Raw genomic sequence first — 19,948 nt, 5'->3', positions numbered from 1 at the left:
ACGTTTCTAGATTAAGAAATTTCTGATAATTCTGTTTTTCTTTATATTCTTATCAAAAGATTCCTATTAACTATTATTCTACTAATTTTTTGTTTTTTGTAAAGTATTATTATTAAAAATTTTGTAAAAATTATTTTATTACAGTAATATTCATAAACATTCTATTACGTTGATATAGAATTTTCTTGTATTACTATATGCATTTGATTTTTCTTCTATTTATTCCAATTGTAAAGAAAACTCTTCTGAATTATTGTTAATAAATAATGTATAATTCTAGTAAATCCTTTCTTAACAAAATAAAAAAGGTCAGCTTTACTGACCTTTTTATCCGGCTATTTTTTCTTTTTGCATACCTATTAGCATCTGTTTATCTTTCCCCTCATTAAATTCATTTTCGCTTTTCGCAACAACTACAGTTGCAATACCATTACCAATTAAATTTACGATAGCGCGCGTTTCTGACATAAAGTGAAACTTTAATCAGTGGGGTTTTCTTCATCCCCCACTGATTATTAGTTGAACCAATCGGGCTTTTACGGGCAGTTCATCCCCCACCTAACTTCTTTGCTTTTGCCAAATTTTGAGGTGTGGGTCTTACTGCCCATTAATGCGGGATAAAACGATCCCCCCCTAATAGACGAGCTAATCCTTCTAACGGAATAACACGCATCGCTGATAAAGTTGATGCCAATGCATAAAGCCCTCGCCAGTTACAGCAACTTCCCCTTTTAAAGTAACTAACAAAATAGCTATTGTTGTTAATTGTTGACCAAGCGAAAGATCGAGGTAAAAACCTTCACTGTATCATTCAAACAAAAAAGCAGATATTTATAATGATCTGCTTTACTAAAAAATATTTTATATTATGTTTTTCATATACTTTAACTCTCCCCATCTTCTTTTTTAATTTGCTGTTCACTTAATCCAAGATGTATTCGAAGTATATTACTAAGTTCTCTCAAACTCTTTGTATCTGGATTATAATAATAGACTCGTTCACCTTTCGGCCCATTCGGTAAATACAAATCATCTCCAGCTAATTGAATTTTCTCAATTGAAGCATTTAATCCGTATTTATAAAACGACAGCATATCAGCCAAAGCTAAGTTTGTCTTAAACTCACCATCTACAGCATCAATCATCTTTCCTATTTTCGTAACAGATCCCGCACTTTTTAATTTTGTTAAGATCGCTTCAATGACAAGCTGCTGACGCTGTCCTCTCATAGCATCACTATCGATATGACGTGTTCTTGCAAGAGCAAGTGCTTGTTCACCAGTTAATGTTTGCATTCCTTTTTTTAAATGAATAGCCTCCGGTTCATCTTTACTATTTTGTTCAGAAAACTCAATTGGAACATCTATTTCAATACCACCCAAATCATCAACAATTTTTATAAATGAATTAAAATTGAATTTCACAAAATAATCAACTGGTACATGTAATAATTTTTCTACCGCTTCAACAGACGCTTGCGGTCCTCCATCCTTTCCGTTCTTTACAAAGCCCCTACCATATGCATGTGTTATTTTATCCTTTTTCTTTTCGATTGGAACATATGTATACGTATCACGTGGTATGCTTATTAACTTGACTGTCTTATCATCCTTATTAAAAGTAGCTAGTAATAATGCATCTGTATGAAATGCACCATTATATTCTTTTTGACGCTCTTGATTTTCATCAATGCCCATAATTAAAAGAGAAACATTATTTGTTATTGGCTTTACAACTTCCTCACGCAAATCAGATTTCTCACCACGTGCTAGACTGAGAGAAGCTTTTTGTACCGCATTTGAAGTTTTATTATACAGATACGCACCATATCCTATTCCAACAGCTAACAACACCCCTACAAATATCCCTATCACTTTTCCTTTTTTATATTTTTTCTTATTCTTTTTTTCACGTGAAGATAAATTCTTCTCCATATTAGCTCCCCCGATATTTATTATTCTATACGAATTAAAAACTATCAAAATAACAAGATCATTATTTATTCAATACATTTTTCAATTTTTCGTATGAAGAAACATCTTTTTGAAATACGTTCTCATCAATCCCTTTGTTTATTTGTATCTTTTCCGTAGTAATAGAATACTGGATCATTCCATTATGAAAACTAAGAAAATTCAACATAATCCCCGTATTTTTTTCTACAATCATTTCGAATTTTCCTCTTAAGTCTTCAGATGTACTTAAAGGCATCTCTATGTTTATAACGCCCTCTATTTTATAACAGTCTAATCCAAGATACTTTGTTTCTTTAAAATTCCAATCTTTATATCGAATTAACAAATTTGCAAACTCCGATTGAATACTATATTTTGCTAGTCCGACATATTCATCATCATACCGCTTTTTCTCCCCCACTTTATTAAATGCTCTTTCAGTAGGTGTTAGTTTTAGTAACTCTATATTTTTAGGTTCTGACTTCCATCTCACTTCTTTATATGTATAATCTTTATCATTAAATTCTTGTTTTTTCCCTTGGTTATATAAAACTGTCATTTTTTTTGACTGACGATCCTCTTTAGAAGAAATCCCTCTCTGATTCCTTGTATCAATTGCGTACTTATAAGTAGTAATTAGGCGAGATGAACTAGAGTACTCTTCAAATTGCCCCTTAACATTTTTAAAATGATCGATTGAATCCAGCATTTTTTTGTGAATTTTTTCTTTTTCAGGATAATTTACATTAGATTTTGTTTCTTCCTCATTTTCATAATCTGAAAATGCCTTTTTCGTTACATATTCAAATACTCCACCTTTTTGCGCAAAACTTTGCACAGAAAATTCAAACATAGAAACGATTGACAATGCCATTATTGCCACACTAACAGCCATAGCTTGAACTCTATAAGACTTCTTCTTAACCGGGAGATTATGTAATGTATCATTAATTTTCCGATTCAAATGCTCCGGTAACATTGTTTTCTCTCGGTCTATTCGCTTTTTCAGTTTTTCATCAAATAATTCATCCTTATCCAACATATACACCTCCTATTCCATTCGTAATTGCTTCTGCAATTGTTCTCTTGCCCGTGACAACCTTGATTTAACAGTTCCTTTTGGTATTTCTAATAATGCCGCAATATTTTCTTGATTCATATCTTCATAATAGTAGAGTACTGTTACAGCTTTTAATTCTTCATTTAAAGACTGAATTGCATTATGAAGATCTATATCTTCATAAGAATCAAATGCTATCATATAATCATTATTTCCTTCTATCGCAATTACCTTTTTTCGTGATCGTATCATTTCATTACACTGATTCATCAGGATTCGAATGCACCATGTTTGGAAAAACTCTTCATTTTTAAGCTTTTTTATATTTTCATAAGCCTTTAGAATTGTTGTTTGTATCGCATCTTCTACGTCATTCTCATCATATAGCATTGCTTTGGCTATACGATAGAGCTGAACTTTATGTGTATGTATTAAAGAGACAAATGCTTCATGATCACCGTTTTTAGCTAAAGAAACATTACCCTCTTCTTTTACCATTATTTTATATACAGGTATTACTTTCACTGTCTATCCTCCCGTTTTATCCCGCTATTTGCGGGGCAGTAAGACCCACCACCTCAAAATCCAGCGAAAGCAAAGAAGTTAGGTGGGGCGGGCTAATAATCAATTGGGGATGAAGAAATCCCCTACTAATTAAAGTTTCACTTTATATCTTCCAATAAAACTTTACACTTATTAGATGGTTTAGTGGGGAAAAAGGTTCACTTTTTTTATAATTTTCCAGAAATAAAAAAAGATAGTTAGTTTATAAAGGAACTAACTATCTTTTCAACTCTATTTATCTATAGCGGTAAATCTCTCTTTTTGAACAATACAATCGCTACTACAAAGATACAAATCGCACCAAAAATTAATCCCATACTTACCGGCCATATGTTATATGTCCCTGCCACAATTTCTTTTGGACGGAACAACGTAAATAATGATATATTTCTCATCCATTCTAGCTTATCACTTAATTTCCCTACCATATCTAGTAAATAAAACAAAATTGTAACACTGGCAGAAAGACTAAGAGCTTTTCTTTCATCGTTACATATACAAGAGAATAAAAATGAATAGGCACTGACTACGAAAAACAACAGCCCCCCAACTAAATTCATTTTGAAGAATACTTCTTGATTTAAATTGTTATCTTTCAAGAGCCACTCTGCTCCTAATACACCAGCTCCATACGTCGCAAGTATAATAATCAGCAATCCTAGAATAAGAACTACCCCTTGTGTTATTGCAATTTTCACTCTAGATACCGGTGTTGCCAACAAATAAGCCATCGCCCCTTTATCTACATAACAAGCCATTACATGTGTAGCAACCGTTACACTAAAAATTGTCAATATAATTAGAAACAACATGCCATAGTATTCACCTGCTAAAAAATCACTTACATTTTGAATCGAATTTTCCATGCCAACAATCTTTTTCACACTATCTGGCATAGCATCTATCATTTCATTTAATCCTTTCGCAGATACGAGCGATGGAAATATCCAAATTAATAACCACAAATAAAGAGCCGCACCAATTGAATAACTCCATATGCTTTTTTGATTTTCTTTAAAGCTAGCTAAAAACAGCTGTTTATTCATGTTTCACACCCTCCTTCGCATCATAATAATGCATAAATAAATGTTCTAAATCCATCGCCCTCGTTTGAAGTGCTTTCACATTATACCTAGCAAGCGTTTGTAATACTTCCTGATAATTCCCCTGTACAATAATGGACGCTGTATTCCCCTTCACCGCTTCAAAGTGTAAATTTTCCTTTTGTAAAGAACGCATTTCCACTTGAGATGAAACCGTTACATCCATTACCTGTCTTCTCATGCCTTGTAAATCATGAATATTTTCCACCGTTACAAGGCGACCATCCTTAATAATAGCTACCCGGTCACATGTCCGCTCAATTTCTGTGAAAATATGGGATGACATAAGGATTGTCTTTCCTTTTTGTTTTTCCTCTAGTATTAAATCAATAAAAGTTTGCTGCATGAGTGGATCTAATCCTGACGTTGGTTCATCCAAAATTAACACTTCTGGATCATGCATAAATGCAGCTACAATTCCTACTTTTTGTTTCATCCCTTTAGACATTTTCCGAATTGGTGTTTTCACATCAAATTGTAATCTTTCAATAAGCTCATCACGTCTCTTTACATCTTTCAATCCGCGCATACCTTGCATAAGTTTTAAAAATTCTAATCCATTCATTCCTTCTATAAAGGAAATTTCCCCTGGTAAATAACCAACTTCCCTTTGAATTTTTGCAGCTTCGTTCCAGCAGTCTAGACCGAAAATTTCTGCATGACCAGCAGTTGGCTTTATAAATCCCATTAAATTACGAATCGTTGTTGATTTCCCTGCACCATTTGGCCCTAGGTAACCGAAAACTTCACCTTCTTTTACTTGAAAAGTAATATCAAATAATCCTTTTCCATTTGAAAATTTTTTTGTGACATTTTGGACTGAAATCATTATTCCACCTCATTTTTTGAAATATTTCGTGTTTTATATTTCAAAATTATTGTACTCCTCTCTATTTAAATTGGCAACAACTTTTTGAAATATTTTTATGTTCATATTTCAAAAATATTGTTTTCATCTCTATTTTCTTGTATATTTTAAATGAGGTGATTGTATTGAACGGTTTTGAAAAAGTAAAAGAAAAGAAAAAACGCGCCATTAAAGACGCTGCGTTATCATTATTTTCAGAGCGTGGATTTAATGAAGTAAAAATAGAGGACATCGCAAAAAAAGCAAAAGTATCTCAAGTTACCATTTATAATCATTTTGGTAGTAAAGATGCGCTTTTCCGGGAGCTTATTCACGAATTTGCGACGACTGAGTTTCAATTCTATCAAGAGATAGCAGCTGAAAATATGACATTTCAAGAGATGTTTCATAAGATGATGCGACGTAAAATGGAGAGTGGTAGTTTATTTCACCCTGATATGCTGTTGCAAGTAATCCAAAAAGATCCAGAGCTTCGCGAATTTATATATCGTTACCAAAATGAAACAGTCCTGCCTTGGTTTTTAGAGATATTAGAAAATGCACAACGTAAAAATGAAATTAATCCCAATCTTTCAAAAGAAATGATATTACTATACATTCAAATGTTCAGTAAGTTCGGCGAAGATTACGGTGTACAACTCTTGGAGGACGATCGTGAAAAACATATAAAAGATATCATTACGATGTTTTTTTATGGGCTTTCCAACCCTGAAAATGTCACTCGGGAAAATTAGATTAATAATTTGAATTGTTTATATTTCATTCGAAGAGAAAAATTATATCCCACAACAAAAACATATATTCCAATCCTAAAACCCATAAAAAAAGACACGAAATCGTGTCTTTTTAACTTATAGTGAGATAACTCTACCTGTTTCACTACTTTCAATTGCCAATTGAATAAGTTGAATCACCTGTAAACCCTCTTCAGCTGTTACAGGAGGTTGCATACCATTTACTATACTATCTCGAATTCCTTTATAATACATTTCATAGCATCCCACTTCTGTTGGAATATGCTTCACTTCTTCTTCTGTTTCTAAAACAGCAAAATTACTTTCACTATCTTCTCCATATCCTATATCACCTGGCTTCATACCAGCTTTTAATTGGTCTTCTTGTGAATCCATACCATATTTAACAATTGAGCCTTTATCCCCATGAACACTAAAATGAGGGCCTGCATGTTTCACATAACTACTACTATGTAAAATGACACGCTTGATTCCATAGTAAAGTACAATATGGAAATAATCATCCGTTTCTGCCCCAGGTCGTTGCTTTACTATATCCGCACTAACAGCATCTGGTTTTCCGAATAAATGTAATGCCTGGTCAATTAAATGCGATCCTAGATCGTATAAAATCCCCGATCCTGGTAAGTTCTTTTCACGCCAGCGCTCACGTACATGAGGACGGAAGCGATCAAAATGCGCTTCATATGTATACACATTTCCAATTTGTTTTTCCTCAATTAATTTCTTTATTGTTAAAAAATCATTATCAAAGCGGCGATTATGATAAACACTAACAAAGACATTATGCTCTTTCGCCAATCTAATAAGTTCTTCACCCTCTTCAACTGAAACAACAAATGGCTTTTCTACAACGACATGTTTTCCATGTACAATAGCTTCTTTTACAAATGGAAAATGCGTTGTATTTGGTGACGTAATAACAACAAGATCAATATCTTCTCGTTCTACCAATTCTTCAATTGTGTTAACAACTTGCACAGTTGGTAATGCCTGCTTTACTACTTCTTCTTTCGAAGATACAATAGCGCGAATATCATATTCATCAATCGTTTGTAATAAAGGGATGTGAAATGTTGTACTTGAAAATCCAAATCCTACAATCCCTACTCCTATTTTTTTCATATATTCCCTCCATATTTGAGAACGATTTCATAGTTATTATATCAAGTTTTATTTTATTTACATAACCATTTGCTCATTCTTAGATCGGTAAAAATAAAGTAAAGCTTTAATCAGTGGGGATTTCTTCATACCCCACTGATTATTAGCCGTTACTTAAATAACAAGGCAAACTGAATTCTTATAAATGACTGTAGAGAAGAAATTTTCGTTTTGAGAGTACTATAAAACATTTGCTTGATAGGCATAGGCATTCCCCAAAAAGCATATGCCTACTTTCAATTCTTCTCACCTTATTTACTTTATTCTTCTATAAGATTTTATAAAATCAAAATTTTCTCAATATACAAAACAAAAACATAATTTATAATAACTCTTGAGCTAACTATTTTTAAAATTTATTTTTTATCTTCTATTTTCTTGGAGGATTTATTTCATTATTTCCATCTTTAAAAAAGGAAGGGTGAAGTCATGAACAATACAGAAAAAAAACTAGAATACATATTGTTTAGTAGCTGGTCGGTTTCCTTTATTGCAACCCTCGGGAGTTTATATCTGTCTGAAATAATGAAATATGAGCCCTGTACATTATGCTGGTATCAACGTATTCTCATGTATCCACTAGTTCTTTTACTAGGAACAGCTATTATACGAAAAGATTATAGAATTGGGATTTATAGTTTGATTCTCGCTATCATTGGCGCATGTATAGCTGCCTATCACTATTCCCTTCAAAAAATCCCATTTTTATCTGAAAACGGAACATCATGTGGGAGAATACCTTGCACAGGGGATTATTTAGATTGGTTCGGATTTATTACAATCCCATTTCTCGCTCTATTAGCCTTTCTTCTTATTATTATTTGTGGCTTTATTCTTATGAAAATAAGCAAGGAGAGAAACAGTATATGAAAAAAATGCTTTTTTTCATTATTACTATTTTATCAATATTTACACTTATTTTTGTTCTAACCAATAAAGGAACAAAAAGTGAAAAAACCATAAGTACTGAGGAGGTAAATTATTATAAAAATCAAATTACCCCTGAACAATTGCAACAAGATCTATCAAATCACAAAACAAAAATAGTTTATTTCTACAAAACAACCTGTCCGCATTGCCAAAGGATTTCACCAATTGTAGTTCCTATGACAAAAAATATGAATATTGATATGCAAGTTTTGAATCTAGAAGAATATAAACAAGGTTGGGATATGTTTCAAATAAAAGGAACACCTACAATTATTTCTTACAAAGATGGAAAGGAAATGAATCGTATATTAGGCGAACAGTCTTTACAAACGTTTCAAACATGGTTTAAAAACAACAAATAAGAGTTTTTATTTTACCAAAAACGCTATTTTTTCAAACTCATAACTAGAGTATTGATAAAGAAACAAACATTAGCTTTATTTTTTATTTTTAACCATACATTCTATTAATTTATAGGGGAGTAAAGGGGCTCTCCCTCATGCTTACCAATCTTAAATAAAGGATGATTTTTATTTGATAGGTATGAGGGGGATTCCCCATCTGCAATAAAATATAATTTATTAGGAGGTAACACGTATGTTTAAAAAAGTTGCATTATCAATTGCTTCAGTAGCGGTAGCAGGTTCGGTTTTATTTGCAAGTCAATCGGTAACGGAAGCTGCTTTTTATCCGGTACAAAAAACAGGTTCTGGGCTAGATCTTCGCACAACTCCAACAATAAATGGCACACGGACCGAATCAAACATTCCAGATGGCACTCAACTTTGGTTATTTTGCTATGTGAATGGCGAATCTTATATGGGAAGTAATGTTTGGGATTTTGTAGATGATAATGGCTATGGTGGTGAGTTAGATCAAGGCTTTGCTCCTGACTATTTCATTAAAACTGGTTCTTCTAAACCAGTTGTTGGATACTGCGCTTTTTAATTGGAAAACACAAGAAAACAGCCTCATCAGGCTGTTTTCTTTTTTACATAGTAATCTCAGTAGTAGTTACTGTGCTCACTTCATTTTTTGTTTGCTGATCTCGTACCGCATCAGTAATTACTTTTACGAATTTAACATCATTTGGAGCTTGAGATAAGAAACAGATAAGTGTAAACTTCATTTTTTCCTTCGCATTTAAGCTTCGACTTTTTGGATCCGCATTCATTTTATATACATCTACTTGTTCACCATTACTTAAAACAAGTGTTTTAAAAGGCCCTTGTTCCAAATCAAGTACTTGATCTGAAGTATTTTCTAAAGTGGTTGTAAATTGTATTGCATTCATTTGCTCTGTACCTAGTCCTCGTTCTTTTAAGTTGTATTTCCCAATTTCACTTACTTCTGTACTCTGAATTACCTTAATTCTTTCTACTTGAATATGAAGAGGCCCTGCTTCTATCATTGTATTAGGCTCACTTAATTGCTTTAGAATCACTGTTCCAAGTGGATGCTTTGCTTTTTGTCCTACTTGTGTTAATGGTTCTGTATAAGGCTTAGCTTTTACATTAGTTTCAGCTATTGGAGCTTTTTTATTATCAGATTCTACCTCTTTTTCAGAATTTGTTTGATTGGAACAAGCAGATATAAATATACATACAGATACAGTCATTAAAAAGGGATATACTTTTTTCATTTATGGACTCCTTTATTACAGAATATAGTTAACACATTTATTACTGTTCTATAGTTCTTAAATTATTGTAAATTAACAATGTGTTTTTTTGAATATTGAAATCAACAATATATGCAATCTTATATTGAGAAAATTTATTGTTACATATTTTCTTGCCTGCTTCTTTCAAACATTTCTTTACTTTCACTCGAAGAGTTAGTAATAACAAAAATACCCAAAATAACCAATGTCATTCCAAAAATATGATACCAGAAGAGAGGTTCATGTAATATAAAGGCTGATAAAATTACTGTGCTTATAGGCATTAAAGCAGTAAATACTGCCGCTGTCCCCGCTGATACCACTTCTAACCCTTGATTCATTAATAGAACAGCTAATACAGTAATTACAACTCCTGTATATAATACGAGTAGCCACGCCAATGGAGATACAGTTAAAAAGTTAAAATGTAAAGATTGATATATTGCAGAAGGCAAAAATAATACCGCACCTGTCAAACTCATAATTGTTGTCATCGTTAAAGGTCTTAAAGGGGTAGAAATTAATTTTCCAAAGGAAAAGAAAATCGCTTCTCCAATAACAGCACAGAAGATTAACATATTTCCTATTAATGAGTGCGAGCCTACATTAAAATTTAATACCTGACCAAAAACATTGATAGACAATGTACCTAAAATAGTTAAAAGAATCCCTCCTATTTTATTCATTCCTAATCTTTCTTTTAGAAAATAATAAGAGATTAAAGCCATTATTGCAGGCGTACAACTCATAATAATGCCGCTATCTAAAGCTGTTGTTTGTCTTAAACCATATAATGTGCAAACACTAAATAAAAACACCCCTATAAAACTTTGAAGAAAAAATATGATGTAATCCTTTTTTACTAGTTTAGGCATTTTTTCACCTTTATATAAAAATAAAGGAAGTAATATTAAGCAAGCAATCAGTAATCTAAGCTCAGAAGCAATAAATATAGGAAGTTCTTTAATAATGTACTTATTAACAATAACGAAGCTTCCAATTGCAACCATTGCAAATGACATTTGAATATAAGCAATTGTTTGTTTGGACATATTGGATTCCTTTCTCACTAAATTGTTAGTATTAATAGCTTTATTTAGCATGTTGCTTGTTATTATTTTGATATTCAACTGGTTACATAGCATAAGCTCTTAAACCTTTATGAGTTGAAAGATCTTGTATGTATGATGATTTCATGGTTAATTACCCTTTGGCCGAAAACTCGTTTATAATGAATCAGCTCTTTTAGAAAATAAGAATTTCTAAAAATCATAACTAACAATAGCATGTAGCATCTTATATTTGCAAAATAAAAAATTGATTATCTTTTGAGAAATTTATACCGAATAATCAACCATAGACTAAAAAAAAGTTTTTTATGGCTATGTTTCTTATCCTTCAAAAACACTATTATTTTAAAATATCTTGTATATCTCTTTATTTTATTTGAATGCTTATATTTTCAATAAATTTTCTTGGGATTCATTTTGATGTTGAGAAAAATAATTATATTCAGAATATTATTGACGGTTATTTTTTAAGGATGATACTATGAACAACATGATAAACAAGTTTCAAATTAGTATCTAAACTTTATATGATGGCAGTGTAGCCAAGTGGTAAGGCATAGGTCTGCAAAACCTAATTCCTTGGTTCAAATCCAAGCACTGCCTCCATACATTTTAAGGAGGTAACTTATGTCGAATTCAATGAATGTAAAAAAGAAAGGAATTCATCAATTAGTTGCATCAGAAGAAGAAATGATCAAGTTAATCAGTGAAGAATTAAAAAATACTACTCAAGAAGAATTAGTAATTATGTCAGGGCATTTTATGCTCTTTTTTAATGAAGAAACAAATAGCTTAACTCCTGGAATTATCGAAGAACAGAAAACAGATGTGATGAAAGAGAGGATTTCACGTAGGGTAGGTATATTCCCTTTATACACTTGGAATATCGGAATTCAATTAGGCGAGCAATTTTATGAACAATTTAAAGACATTAAATACCTATTGTTAATTAATGATTGGCAATACGTTCCATCTACAAATGCAAGTGTTAGTGATCTTCGCAAAGAGTTTTATGAGAGATATACAGAAATTCCAGAAGCTTACGTTACAAGTTTAGAAAAGAGTAAATACTTTAATCAGCAGAGTATCTTGTCTAACCGAAAAAATCCGATTTTTTTCCCTGAAACTTGGCTTAAATATAGATTTCAAAAAAGCGCTAGTAAGCTAGTAAAAGAAGGAAAATTAGAAAAGAGAATGTTAAACGATCGAGAAAATCAATCCGAAGTATCATTTGTAGATGAGGATGGAAATTATAAAACATTAATTAGTTGTGGTGTAACTGGATGTGCAGGAGAAATTACAGAAATGATAGCTGAGGTACATAAGGCAGGTTATAGAGCATTGTTATTATTCGCACCTGGAGAGTGTTACCAACCTGTACGTACAGGTATTGAAATCGCTCTTAATCTATATAATTTAACAGGGATGAAAGTGATTGTTGCGGATCCTGGTGGAAGTGGCGAAATGTCAAAAGAAGACATCTATGAAAAAACCGTTAATTTCTCTGTGTTTTCTTCGTGATAAAGGAGGGCAATGCTTATGAGACAGGTGTACTTAGATTATGCTGCTACTACTCCATGTCATAATAAAGTGATTGAAGTTGTAGAAAAGTACATGAAAACAGAATTTGCAAACCCTTCATCTCAGCATGTGATGGGAAAAAAAGCACAGTATGCGGTGTATCAAGCGAAAAGTAAGATTGCAATTTCTATTGGTGCTCATAAAGAAGAAATAATATTTACTTCGGGTGCAACAGAAAGTAACAACTTGGCGTTGTTAGGAGCAATTGATTATCATGAAAAAGAACCCGTAAATGTAATTCTCTCACCTATAGACCATAAATCGATTTTAGAGGTTGGAAAAGAGTTACAAAGAAGAGGTATTATCGTAAAATATGTGGACATTAAACGTGATGGAACCATTTGCTTAGATTCATTGAGTCGCTTATTAGATGATGATACAAGAGTTGTTAGTTTTGCATATGTTAATTCTGAGGTGGGAACAATTCAACCAATCAATGAGATTTCTGCTTTATGCAGAAAATATAAAACATTGATACATGTAGATGCTGTTCAAGCTTTTGGAAAAATACCAATAGATGTGAAAAAATTGGACATAGATGCTTTATCTTTATCTGGACATAAAATTTACGGACCAAAAGGTATAGGCATTTTATATGTAAACCAGCACAAACAGGAATATTTTCGTCCTTTATTGTTTGGTGGTGAACAAACATATTTACGGAGTGGAACATTACCCACTTCACTAATAGCTGGCATGGGCGTAGCTAGTGATATAGCTATATTAGAACTAAAAGAGAATTATGAAAAAGCACTGAAATTAAGAACAATTGTTATAAATCAAATTCAACAAGAAATACCCCTTTCTCGCATAAATGTATGTATGGAAAATAGCATACCTCATATCATAAATATAATGATCCCAAATATTAGTTCAGAAACACTTATAGCAGGTATGAGAACTGTTTCTATTTCTTCAGGATCTGCTTGTAATTCAAACAGTTTAGAACCGTCATATGTATTACAAGAGATTGGATTATCCAAAGAAGAAGCCAATAGTTCTATTCGTATATCCATTAGTCCATATTTAAGTGAAGAAGAAATTTTATACGCTGTTGATGAGATTATAGCTAAAATTAAAGATATTTATTGCGTGCAACAGGGATTTTAAAAATAATATAAAAAAGCACTATTCTTTCTGTATGGAGTGAACCCTGAGAATGAGACGATAAAAAACACCTCTCTAAATCGTAAGTATCAGTTATGATTTTAATGGAGGTGTTTTTCGTATGGGGAAAAAGACGCATTATCCCGCCGAAATAAAGTGGAAAGTAGTTGAAATGAAACACCAAGGATTCAAAAATAAAGAAATTATGGATGCCTTAGGAATTAAACATGTGGCTCAAATTAAAACTTGGATGAAATGGTATCGTGAAGGCGAAACCTATCGGTTTGAACAATCTATTGGAAGACAATCTGTACATGGAAAAGGCTTAAAAAAGTTAACAGAACTTGAACAAAAAGAATTAGAAATACGTTATTTAAAGGCAAAGATTATATTGCTGGAAAAGTGCCAAGAAATTTTAAGGAGGTGGGAGGAAAAGAAGAAATAATGAAAATGATAAAGGAATGGCAATCAATTTTTACAATTGCAGAACTGTGTTCCATATTTGATATTTCACGTGCTACTTATTATCGTTGGAAAAAGCAGGAGAAAACAGTAACTAATCATGAAGAAAAAACCGTAATAGAAATATGTCAACATCATAAATATCGGTATGGATATCGTCGGGTTACAGCTTGTCTACGTAATCAATTTAACATCGTAATCAATCATAAAAAAGTATTACGTATCATGAGAAAATACAACGTATTATCTCGGGTTAGAAAAAAGAAAAAGACATTTGTACTCGGTCATGAACCAGTGGTAGCTAAAAATAGAATACAACGAAGATTTAAAGCTACCAAGCCTAATGAAAAATGGTTCACGGATATCACGTATTTGATGTTCGGCAATAAGACTCTTTATTTTTCATCTATTATAGATGGGTTTAACAATGAAATTATAAGTTATAAAATAGGTGAGACACAGGATGTTTCTCTTGTATTAGATACTCTAAAAGAAGCTTTAAGAAAGCGAAATGTGATTGATACGATTTTACATTCGGATCAAGGAAAAGTGTATACATCAAAACAATTTCAAACATATGCCAAAGAAAAAGGCATTATCACAAGCATGTCTCGTACAGGAAACTGCCATGATAATGCCCTCATAGAATCCTTTCATTCTCACTTGAAATCCGAAGGATTCTATGCGCAAAATATAAAACAATCGAATAATGCTAGTATAATACAAACTGTGGATGAATACATCCACTACTATAATAATGAACGGATTCAGAGAAAATTAGATAACATGTCACCTATAGCTTATAGGAAACATGTTGTCTAGGTGTTTTTTCTTTGTCTCACCAAATGGGGTCAGACCACTGTATATTTCCACAGAAAGAATAGTGCTTTTTTGTGCCTCGCAACAGTATAAGATTTTAACAAAGGATTATAACTTGAAACAATATATTTTCGAGAGTTTCTTATCGTCTTAATATGATGATGACGTACTGTTCCCCGTTTCTATCAATACATAATCCCCCTTATTTTTCATCCTAATTCTTTTTGATTTACTTTCATGAAAAAACTAAAAAAATTAGAATAGTGGTGAATTTAAAGCCCTACTACTCCAAGAAACCCATGTTCTATATAGAACATGGGTTTCACTAATAAGATAAGTATATTTAATTGAAATACTTACTATCGTTTATTCACTATATCCGTTTCTTCGTCCACGTCTCAACCACTTCACCCGTATCAGTAACATCTAGTACTAAACTACCGTTACTATACCGGTCTTTATTACGAAATGCTTTTGGATCTATTTCTTCTACAATCTGTTTTTCTGTTTTCATATAAACAAGTTCATCATCACGAACAATTTCAATACCGACAATACGGTACGGATTACGTTTTAACTCTTTGAAGATAACAAGGCCTCGCTTCGCCCTTGTTGATTTCTCAATTTCGGAAGCTTTTAATCGCTTAACTGCACCGCGCTGCGTTACGAGAATCAATTGATCTTTTTCACTATTTAACGCTCTACCAGAAGCAACATAATCATCTTCTTTTAAATTAATCCCTTTTACCCCAGCTGCTCTTACACCAACTGGGCTTACTTCTTCTTCATTAAAAATAAGTGCATATGCACCATGTGTTGCAAGAACAATATCACTTGTTCCATCTGTTGCGAAGATATCGACAACTTCATCATCTTTTTTCAAGTTTACGGCTACAAACGCTCTTGAATAGCGCTGAACTTTATACTGATTTAATTCCGTTTTCTTAATCATACCATTTCGTGTAACAAACACAATAAATCGCTTTTCTTCCTCGAAATTCGGTACAACGGTTGCCCAAATTAATGTCTCGTCCCTATCAAGTGAAACGATATTTGCCACATGCTGACCTAAATCTTTCCAACGAATGTCCGGCATTTCGTATACTGGAAGATAAATATAATTTCCTTTATTCGTAAATAAGAGAACTATTTCTGTTGTATTTGTATCGAAACGCTCGAGTAAGATGTCGCCCTCTTTCATACCGAAGTCTTTCCCGTTCGATGCATTATGTGAGCGCCAACCAGTTCGCTTCACATAACCTTCTTTCGTTACAGTAACGATGACATCCTCCTGTGGAATCATAACTTCCACATCAATTTTAATTTCTTCAATTTCCTCTTCAATAACAGCACGGCGATTATCGCTATACGTTTTCTTTACTCTCTTTAGATCTGCTTTAATGACCTGAAGGAGCTTTTTCTCACTTTGTAAAATCGCTTGTAATTCTGTAATTTTCTTCTCTAGTTCTTCCGCTTCTTTTTCTAGTGCTGTAATATCTGTATTTGTTAAACGATACAGTTGCAAGGATACAATTGCTTCTGCCTGCGCTTCTGTGAATCCAAATTTTGCACTTAAATTATCTTTTGCATTACGCTTATCTTTAGATGCTCGAATTGTTTCAATTACCTCATCTAAAATCGATAATGCTTTCATTAAACCTGCCACAATATGTTGACGATTTTCAGCTTTTCGCAACTCATATTCCGAACGACGTGTAACAACTTCTTTTTGATGCCCAATGTACGCATCTAAAATCTTGGGTAACGTCATTAATGTTGGACGACGATTATTTATAGCCACCATATTGAAGTTATATGGAACTTGTAAATCAGTATTTTTATATAAGTAATTTAAAATACCTTCTGCGTTTGCTTCTTTTTTTAGTTCCACAACAATACGAAGACCTGTACGATCTGTCTCATCACGTACTTCCGCAATTCCATCTAGCTTTTTATCTAGACGTAGTTCATCCATTTTCTTTACAAGGTTTGCTTTATTGACTTCGTATGGAATTTCTGTAATGACAATTTGCTGTTTGCCACCGCGAATCGTTTCAACTTCCGCTTTTCCACGAATGATGATTTTCCCTTTTCCTGTTTCATATGCTTTTTTAATTCCATCAAGCCCTTGAATAATGCCACCTGTTGGGAAATCAGGTCCTTTTATAACTGTTAATAAATCATCTACGGAACTATTTGGCTTATCGATACGCATCATTGTTGCATCAATTACTTCTCCAAGGTGATGCGGTGGAATTTCTGTTGCATATCCAGCTGAAATCCCTGTTGAACCGTTTACCAATAAATTCGGGAACATTGCTGGTAATACAACAGGTTCTTCACTTGTATCGTCAAAGTTTGATACAAATTCTACTGTCTCTTTATCAATATCACGGAGTAACTCAGATGCAATTGGCGATAAACGAGCTTCTGTATAACGCATTGCTGCCGCTGGATCACCGTCGACACTACCATTATTTCCGTGCATTTCAACTAATACGTTACGTACTTTCCAATCTTGGCTTAAACGTACCATCGCTTCATATACAGAAGAATCACCGTGTGGATGATAGTTACCAATAACATTACCAACTGTTTTAGCTGATTTACGAAATGGTTTATCATGTACGTTTCCTTCTACATACATTGAATATAAAATCCGACGTTGCACTGGCTTTAAACCATCACGAGCATCTGGTAGCGCGCGATCTTGAATAATATATTTACTATAACGTGCAAAGCGGTCACCTAACACGTCTTCAAGCGGGAGGTCATGAAACTTCTCTGCCTGCATGTTATTCCACCTCCGTCTCCATAATCATTTCATTCTCTAAAATATTACCTTCTTCTTGCATACCAAACTGTACATTACGCTCAATCCATTTCCGACGTGGTTCTACTTTATCACCCATCAATGTCGTCACGCGGCGTTCTGCTCTTGCTGCATCGTCAATTTTTACTCGAATTAGCGTACGCGTTTCTGGATTCATTGTTGTTTCCCATAATTGATCCGCGTTCATTTCGCCAAGACCTTTATAGCGCTGCAACATATATCCTTTACCGACCTTTTTCGTTACGCCATCTAATTCTTCATCTGACCATGCATATTCAATGACTTCGCTTTTCCCTTTTCCTTTACTTACTTTATATAAAGGTGGAAGAGCAATAAATACTTTACCAGCTTCAATTAACGGCTTCATATAACGGTAGAAAAACGTAAGTAGTAACACTTGAATATGTGCGCCATCCGTATCAGCATCGGTCATAATTACGACTTTATCATAGTTGATATCTTCGACAGTAAATTCATTTCCAACGCCGCCACCAATTGCATAAATAATTGTATTGATTTCTTCATTTTTGAAAATATCAGCAAGCTTTGCTTTTTCCGTGTTAATGACTTTACCTCGCAGTGGCAAGACAGCTTGGAAACGGCGATCACGCCCTTGCTTTGCAGAGCCACCAGCAGAGTCACCCTCTACTAAATATAGTTCGTTCTTCTGTGGATTACGTGATTGCGCAGGTGTTAACTTCCCGCTCAACGTTCCTTCTGAACGTTTTTTCTTCTTACCAGTACGAGCTTCTTCTCTAGCCTTACGCGCTGCTTCACGGGCTTGTGCTGCTTTAATTGCTTTTCTCACAAGAAGTGTTGCTACATCTGGATTTTCTTCTAAAAAGTATGCTAAATGTTCCGAAACAATTGCATCGACAGATGAACGTCCTTCACTTGTACCAAGCTTACCTTTTGTTTGACCTTCAAATTGCAATAAATCCTCCGGTACACGTACAGAAACAATCGCCGCTAACCCTTCGCGAATATCTGTACCTTCTAGGTTTTTATCTTTTTCTTTTAGCAAAGAGACTTTACGAGCATATTCATTAAAGACACGTGTCATCGCTGTTTTAAATCCTGCCTCATGTGTCCCCCCATCTTTCGTACGTACATTGTTTACGAATGAAAGAATATTTTCTGAATAGCCATCGTTAAATTGAAATGCAAGTTCTGCTTCAATCCCATTTTGTTCACCAGTGAAGTAAACAACTGGATGTATAGAGTCCTTTTCTTCGTTTAAGTAAGAAACAAATGCTTCAATTCCTGTTTCATAATGAAAAACATCTTCTAAATCATTTCGTTCATCTCTTATAGTGATTTTCATACCTTTTAACAGAAATGCAGATTCACGTAATCTCTCACATAACGTTTCATAATTATAATTTGTTGTACTGAAAATTGATGGATCTGGTTTAAAATGCATCGTTGTTCCAGATTGTTTTGTTTTTCCAATTTTCTCTAGTGTCGTTGCAGGAACACCACCATTTTCAAAACGTTGTTCATATATATACCCATCGCGTTTAATGGTTACAACGAGCCATTCTGATAATGCATTTACAACAGATGCACCAACACCGTGTAAACCGCCACTCGTTTTATAACCTCCTTGTCCAAACTTCCCCCCTGCATGAAGTACAGTTAAAATCACTTCAGGTGTAGGTTTTCCAAGTTTATGCATTCCCGTAGGCATTCCGCGCCCTTTATCAATAACACTAATACTATTATTCTTATGTATTACGACAGAAATTTCGTCGCCAAACCCCGCTAATGCTTCATCAACTGAGTTATCTACTATTTCGTATACTAAATGATGCAATCCACGGCTGTCCGTGCTCCCGATATACATACCCGGGCGTTTTCGAACGGCTTCAAGACCTTCAAGCACTTGAATGGCATCTTCATTATATTGAAACTGATGCTTTGCCAAACTCCTTGCCCCTTTCCTAATCAAATCAGAACATACGTTTCTATTATAGAATAACGCCTTAACCATCCTTTTGGCAAGTTATGTTAT

At 33.5% G+C, this 19,948-nt stretch carries 17 protein-coding genes, 1 tRNA gene and 2 pseudogenes; 8 read left to right on the top strand and 12 right to left on the bottom strand.

Going from position 1 to position 19,948, the window contains the following annotated elements:
• Positions 1-327 precede the first annotated feature (327 nt).
• The 7 genes and pseudogenes from MHH71_RS26275 to MHH71_RS26245 all read right to left on the bottom strand — a co-directional run.
• Positions 328-471: pseudogene (locus MHH71_RS26275) on the bottom strand (C4-dicarboxylate ABC transporter); the annotation flags it as partial.
• 145 nt (positions 472-616) lie between these two features.
• A pseudogene (locus MHH71_RS26270) lies at positions 617-795 on the bottom strand (cation:dicarboxylate symporter family transporter); the annotation flags it as partial.
• 89 nt (positions 796-884) lie between these two features.
• A complete protein-coding gene (locus MHH71_RS26265) occupies positions 885-1,934 on the bottom strand; it encodes an LCP family protein (RefSeq protein ID WP_006095579.1) in 1,050 nt (349 codons plus the stop codon).
• Positions 1,935-1,995: 61 nt separating this feature from the next.
• Positions 1,996-2,997 (bottom strand): hypothetical protein, encoded by a 1,002-nt coding sequence (locus MHH71_RS26260; protein WP_006095578.1) that lies wholly within the window; start codon positions 2,995-2,997, stop codon positions 1,996-1,998.
• Between the two features lie 9 nt (positions 2,998-3,006).
• Positions 3,007-3,540, bottom strand: a complete 534-nt coding sequence (locus MHH71_RS26255) for an RNA polymerase sigma factor (RefSeq protein ID WP_033799033.1) — start codon at positions 3,538-3,540, stop codon at positions 3,007-3,009.
• Between the two features lie 278 nt (positions 3,541-3,818).
• On the bottom strand, positions 3,819-4,625 hold the full coding sequence (locus tag MHH71_RS26250) for an ABC transporter permease subunit (protein ID WP_033799032.1): 807 nt from the start codon (positions 4,623-4,625) through the stop codon (positions 3,819-3,821).
• Positions 4,618-5,511: an ABC transporter ATP-binding protein gene (locus MHH71_RS26245; protein ID WP_003207942.1), complete on the bottom strand. Its 894-nt coding sequence runs from the start codon at positions 5,509-5,511 to the stop codon at positions 4,618-4,620. Before MHH71_RS26245 ends, MHH71_RS26250 begins: the two co-directional genes overlap by 8 nt.
• Before the next feature lie 137 nt (positions 5,512-5,648).
• Here MHH71_RS26245 and MHH71_RS26240 point away from each other — a divergent pair, with 137 nt between their 5' ends.
• Positions 5,649-6,284, top strand: a complete 636-nt coding sequence (locus MHH71_RS26240) for a TetR/AcrR family transcriptional regulator (RefSeq protein ID WP_006095575.1) — start codon at positions 5,649-5,651, stop codon at positions 6,282-6,284.
• A gap of 117 nt (positions 6,285-6,401) precedes the next feature.
• Here MHH71_RS26240 and MHH71_RS26235 read toward each other — a convergent pair whose 3' ends face one another.
• Positions 6,402-7,430 (bottom strand): oxidoreductase, encoded by a 1,029-nt coding sequence (locus MHH71_RS26235; protein ID WP_006095574.1) that lies wholly within the window; start codon positions 7,428-7,430, stop codon positions 6,402-6,404.
• Positions 7,431-7,898: 468 nt separating this feature from the next.
• Here MHH71_RS26235 and MHH71_RS26230 point away from each other — a divergent pair, with 468 nt between their 5' ends.
• The 3 genes from MHH71_RS26230 (at position 7,899) to MHH71_RS26220 (ending at position 9,347) form a co-directional block, all read left to right on the top strand.
• The gene (locus MHH71_RS26230; protein ID WP_033799030.1) at positions 7,899-8,339 is read left to right on the top strand and encodes a disulfide oxidoreductase; all 441 of its coding nucleotides are present in this window, start codon (positions 7,899-7,901) and stop codon (positions 8,337-8,339) included.
• A complete protein-coding gene (locus MHH71_RS26225) occupies positions 8,336-8,761 on the top strand; it encodes a thioredoxin family protein (RefSeq protein ID WP_033799029.1) in 426 nt (141 codons plus the stop codon). Before MHH71_RS26230 ends, MHH71_RS26225 begins: the two co-directional genes overlap by 4 nt.
• Before the next feature lie 235 nt (positions 8,762-8,996).
• On the top strand, positions 8,997-9,347 hold the full coding sequence (locus tag MHH71_RS26220) for a hypothetical protein (protein WP_006095571.1): 351 nt from the start codon (positions 8,997-8,999) through the stop codon (positions 9,345-9,347).
• Between the two features lie 43 nt (positions 9,348-9,390).
• Here the strand turns inward: MHH71_RS26220 and MHH71_RS26215 are convergent, their stop codons facing one another.
• Positions 9,391-10,041 (bottom strand): hypothetical protein, encoded by a 651-nt coding sequence (locus tag MHH71_RS26215; protein WP_003199047.1) that lies wholly within the window; start codon positions 10,039-10,041, stop codon positions 9,391-9,393.
• Positions 10,042-10,181: 140 nt separating this feature from the next.
• Positions 10,182-11,114, bottom strand: a complete 933-nt coding sequence (locus MHH71_RS26210; protein ID WP_006095570.1) for a DMT family transporter — start codon at positions 11,112-11,114, stop codon at positions 10,182-10,184.
• Positions 11,115-11,664: 550 nt separating this feature from the next.
• On the opposite strand from MHH71_RS26210, the gene MHH71_RS26205 reads away from it, so the two are divergent.
• The 4 genes from MHH71_RS26205 to MHH71_RS26190 all read left to right on the top strand — a co-directional run bounded on the left by MHH71_RS26205 (position 11,665) and on the right by MHH71_RS26190 (position 15,104).
• Positions 11,665-11,738: transfer RNA gene (locus tag MHH71_RS26205), tRNA-Cys, on the top strand.
• A gap of 21 nt (positions 11,739-11,759) precedes the next feature.
• On the top strand, positions 11,760-12,653 hold the full coding sequence (locus MHH71_RS26200) for an LPD16 domain-containing protein (RefSeq protein ID WP_018781490.1): 894 nt from the start codon (positions 11,760-11,762) through the stop codon (positions 12,651-12,653).
• An 18-nt stretch (positions 12,654-12,671) separates the two neighbouring features.
• Positions 12,672-13,823, top strand: a complete 1,152-nt coding sequence (locus MHH71_RS26195; RefSeq protein ID WP_018781489.1) for a cysteine desulfurase family protein — start codon at positions 12,672-12,674, stop codon at positions 13,821-13,823.
• A 118-nt stretch (positions 13,824-13,941) separates the two neighbouring features.
• Positions 13,942-15,104, top strand: a protein-coding gene (locus MHH71_RS26190) for an IS3 family transposase (protein WP_098125495.1) whose coding sequence is annotated in 2 segments (ribosomal slippage) — positions 13,942-14,209 and positions 14,209-15,104 — 1,164 coding nt in all. Because the reading frame shifts where the segments join, the coding sequence is not laid out codon by codon here.
• 370 nt (positions 15,105-15,474) lie between these two features.
• Here the strand turns inward: MHH71_RS26190 and parC are convergent.
• Positions 15,475-17,895, bottom strand: a complete 2,421-nt coding sequence (gene parC, locus MHH71_RS26185) for a DNA topoisomerase IV subunit A (RefSeq protein ID WP_006095655.1) — start codon at positions 17,893-17,895, stop codon at positions 15,475-15,477.
• A gap of 1 nt (position 17,896) precedes the next feature.
• Complete coding sequence (gene parE / locus MHH71_RS26180) at positions 17,897-19,861, bottom strand: DNA topoisomerase IV subunit B (protein ID WP_006095654.1); 1,965 nt, start codon at positions 19,859-19,861, stop codon at positions 17,897-17,899.
• Positions 19,862-19,948 lie beyond the last annotated feature (87 nt).

The organism is Bacillus sp. FSL H8-0534 (genome assembly GCF_038005885.1).
In the GTDB taxonomy this organism is placed as follows: domain Bacteria; phylum Bacillota; class Bacilli; order Bacillales; family Bacillaceae_G; genus Bacillus_A; species Bacillus_A pseudomycoides.
The sequence above is the reverse complement of the archived record's forward strand: the minus strand, read 5'-3'. Positions and strand labels throughout refer to the sequence as shown.

What these genes read in the sequence shown, in the direction of transcription:
- MHH71_RS26200 (WP_018781490.1), top strand. Translation starts at nt 11,760, where the DNA reads ATGTCGAATTCAATGAATGTAAAAAAGAAAGGAATTCATCAATTAGTT.
- MHH71_RS26245 (WP_003207942.1), bottom strand. Translation starts at nt 5,511, where the DNA reads ATGATTTCAGTCCAAAATGTCACAAAAAAATTTTCAAATGGAAAAGGA.
- MHH71_RS26220 (WP_006095571.1), top strand. Translation starts at nt 8,997, where the DNA reads ATGTTTAAAAAAGTTGCATTATCAATTGCTTCAGTAGCGGTAGCAGGT.
- MHH71_RS26210 (WP_006095570.1), bottom strand. Translation starts at nt 11,114, where the DNA reads ATGTCCAAACAAACAATTGCTTATATTCAAATGTCATTTGCAATGGTT.
- MHH71_RS26250 (WP_033799032.1), bottom strand. Translation starts at nt 4,625, where the DNA reads ATGAATAAACAGCTGTTTTTAGCTAGCTTTAAAGAAAATCAAAAAAGC.
- parC (WP_006095655.1), bottom strand. Translation starts at nt 17,895, where the DNA reads ATGCAGGCAGAGAAGTTTCATGACCTCCCGCTTGAAGACGTGTTAGGT.
- MHH71_RS26225 (WP_033799029.1), top strand. Translation starts at nt 8,336, where the DNA reads ATGAAAAAAATGCTTTTTTTCATTATTACTATTTTATCAATATTTACA.
- MHH71_RS26260 (WP_006095578.1), bottom strand. Translation starts at nt 2,997, where the DNA reads ATGTTGGATAAGGATGAATTATTTGATGAAAAACTGAAAAAGCGAATA.
- MHH71_RS26235 (WP_006095574.1), bottom strand. Translation starts at nt 7,430, where the DNA reads ATGAAAAAAATAGGAGTAGGGATTGTAGGATTTGGATTTTCAAGTACA.
- MHH71_RS26215 (WP_003199047.1), bottom strand. Translation starts at nt 10,041, where the DNA reads ATGAAAAAAGTATATCCCTTTTTAATGACTGTATCTGTATGTATATTT.
- MHH71_RS26195 (WP_018781489.1), top strand. Translation starts at nt 12,672, where the DNA reads ATGAGACAGGTGTACTTAGATTATGCTGCTACTACTCCATGTCATAAT.
- MHH71_RS26230 (WP_033799030.1), top strand. Translation starts at nt 7,899, where the DNA reads ATGAACAATACAGAAAAAAAACTAGAATACATATTGTTTAGTAGCTGG.
- MHH71_RS26265 (WP_006095579.1), bottom strand. Translation starts at nt 1,934, where the DNA reads ATGGAGAAGAATTTATCTTCACGTGAAAAAAAGAATAAGAAAAAATAT.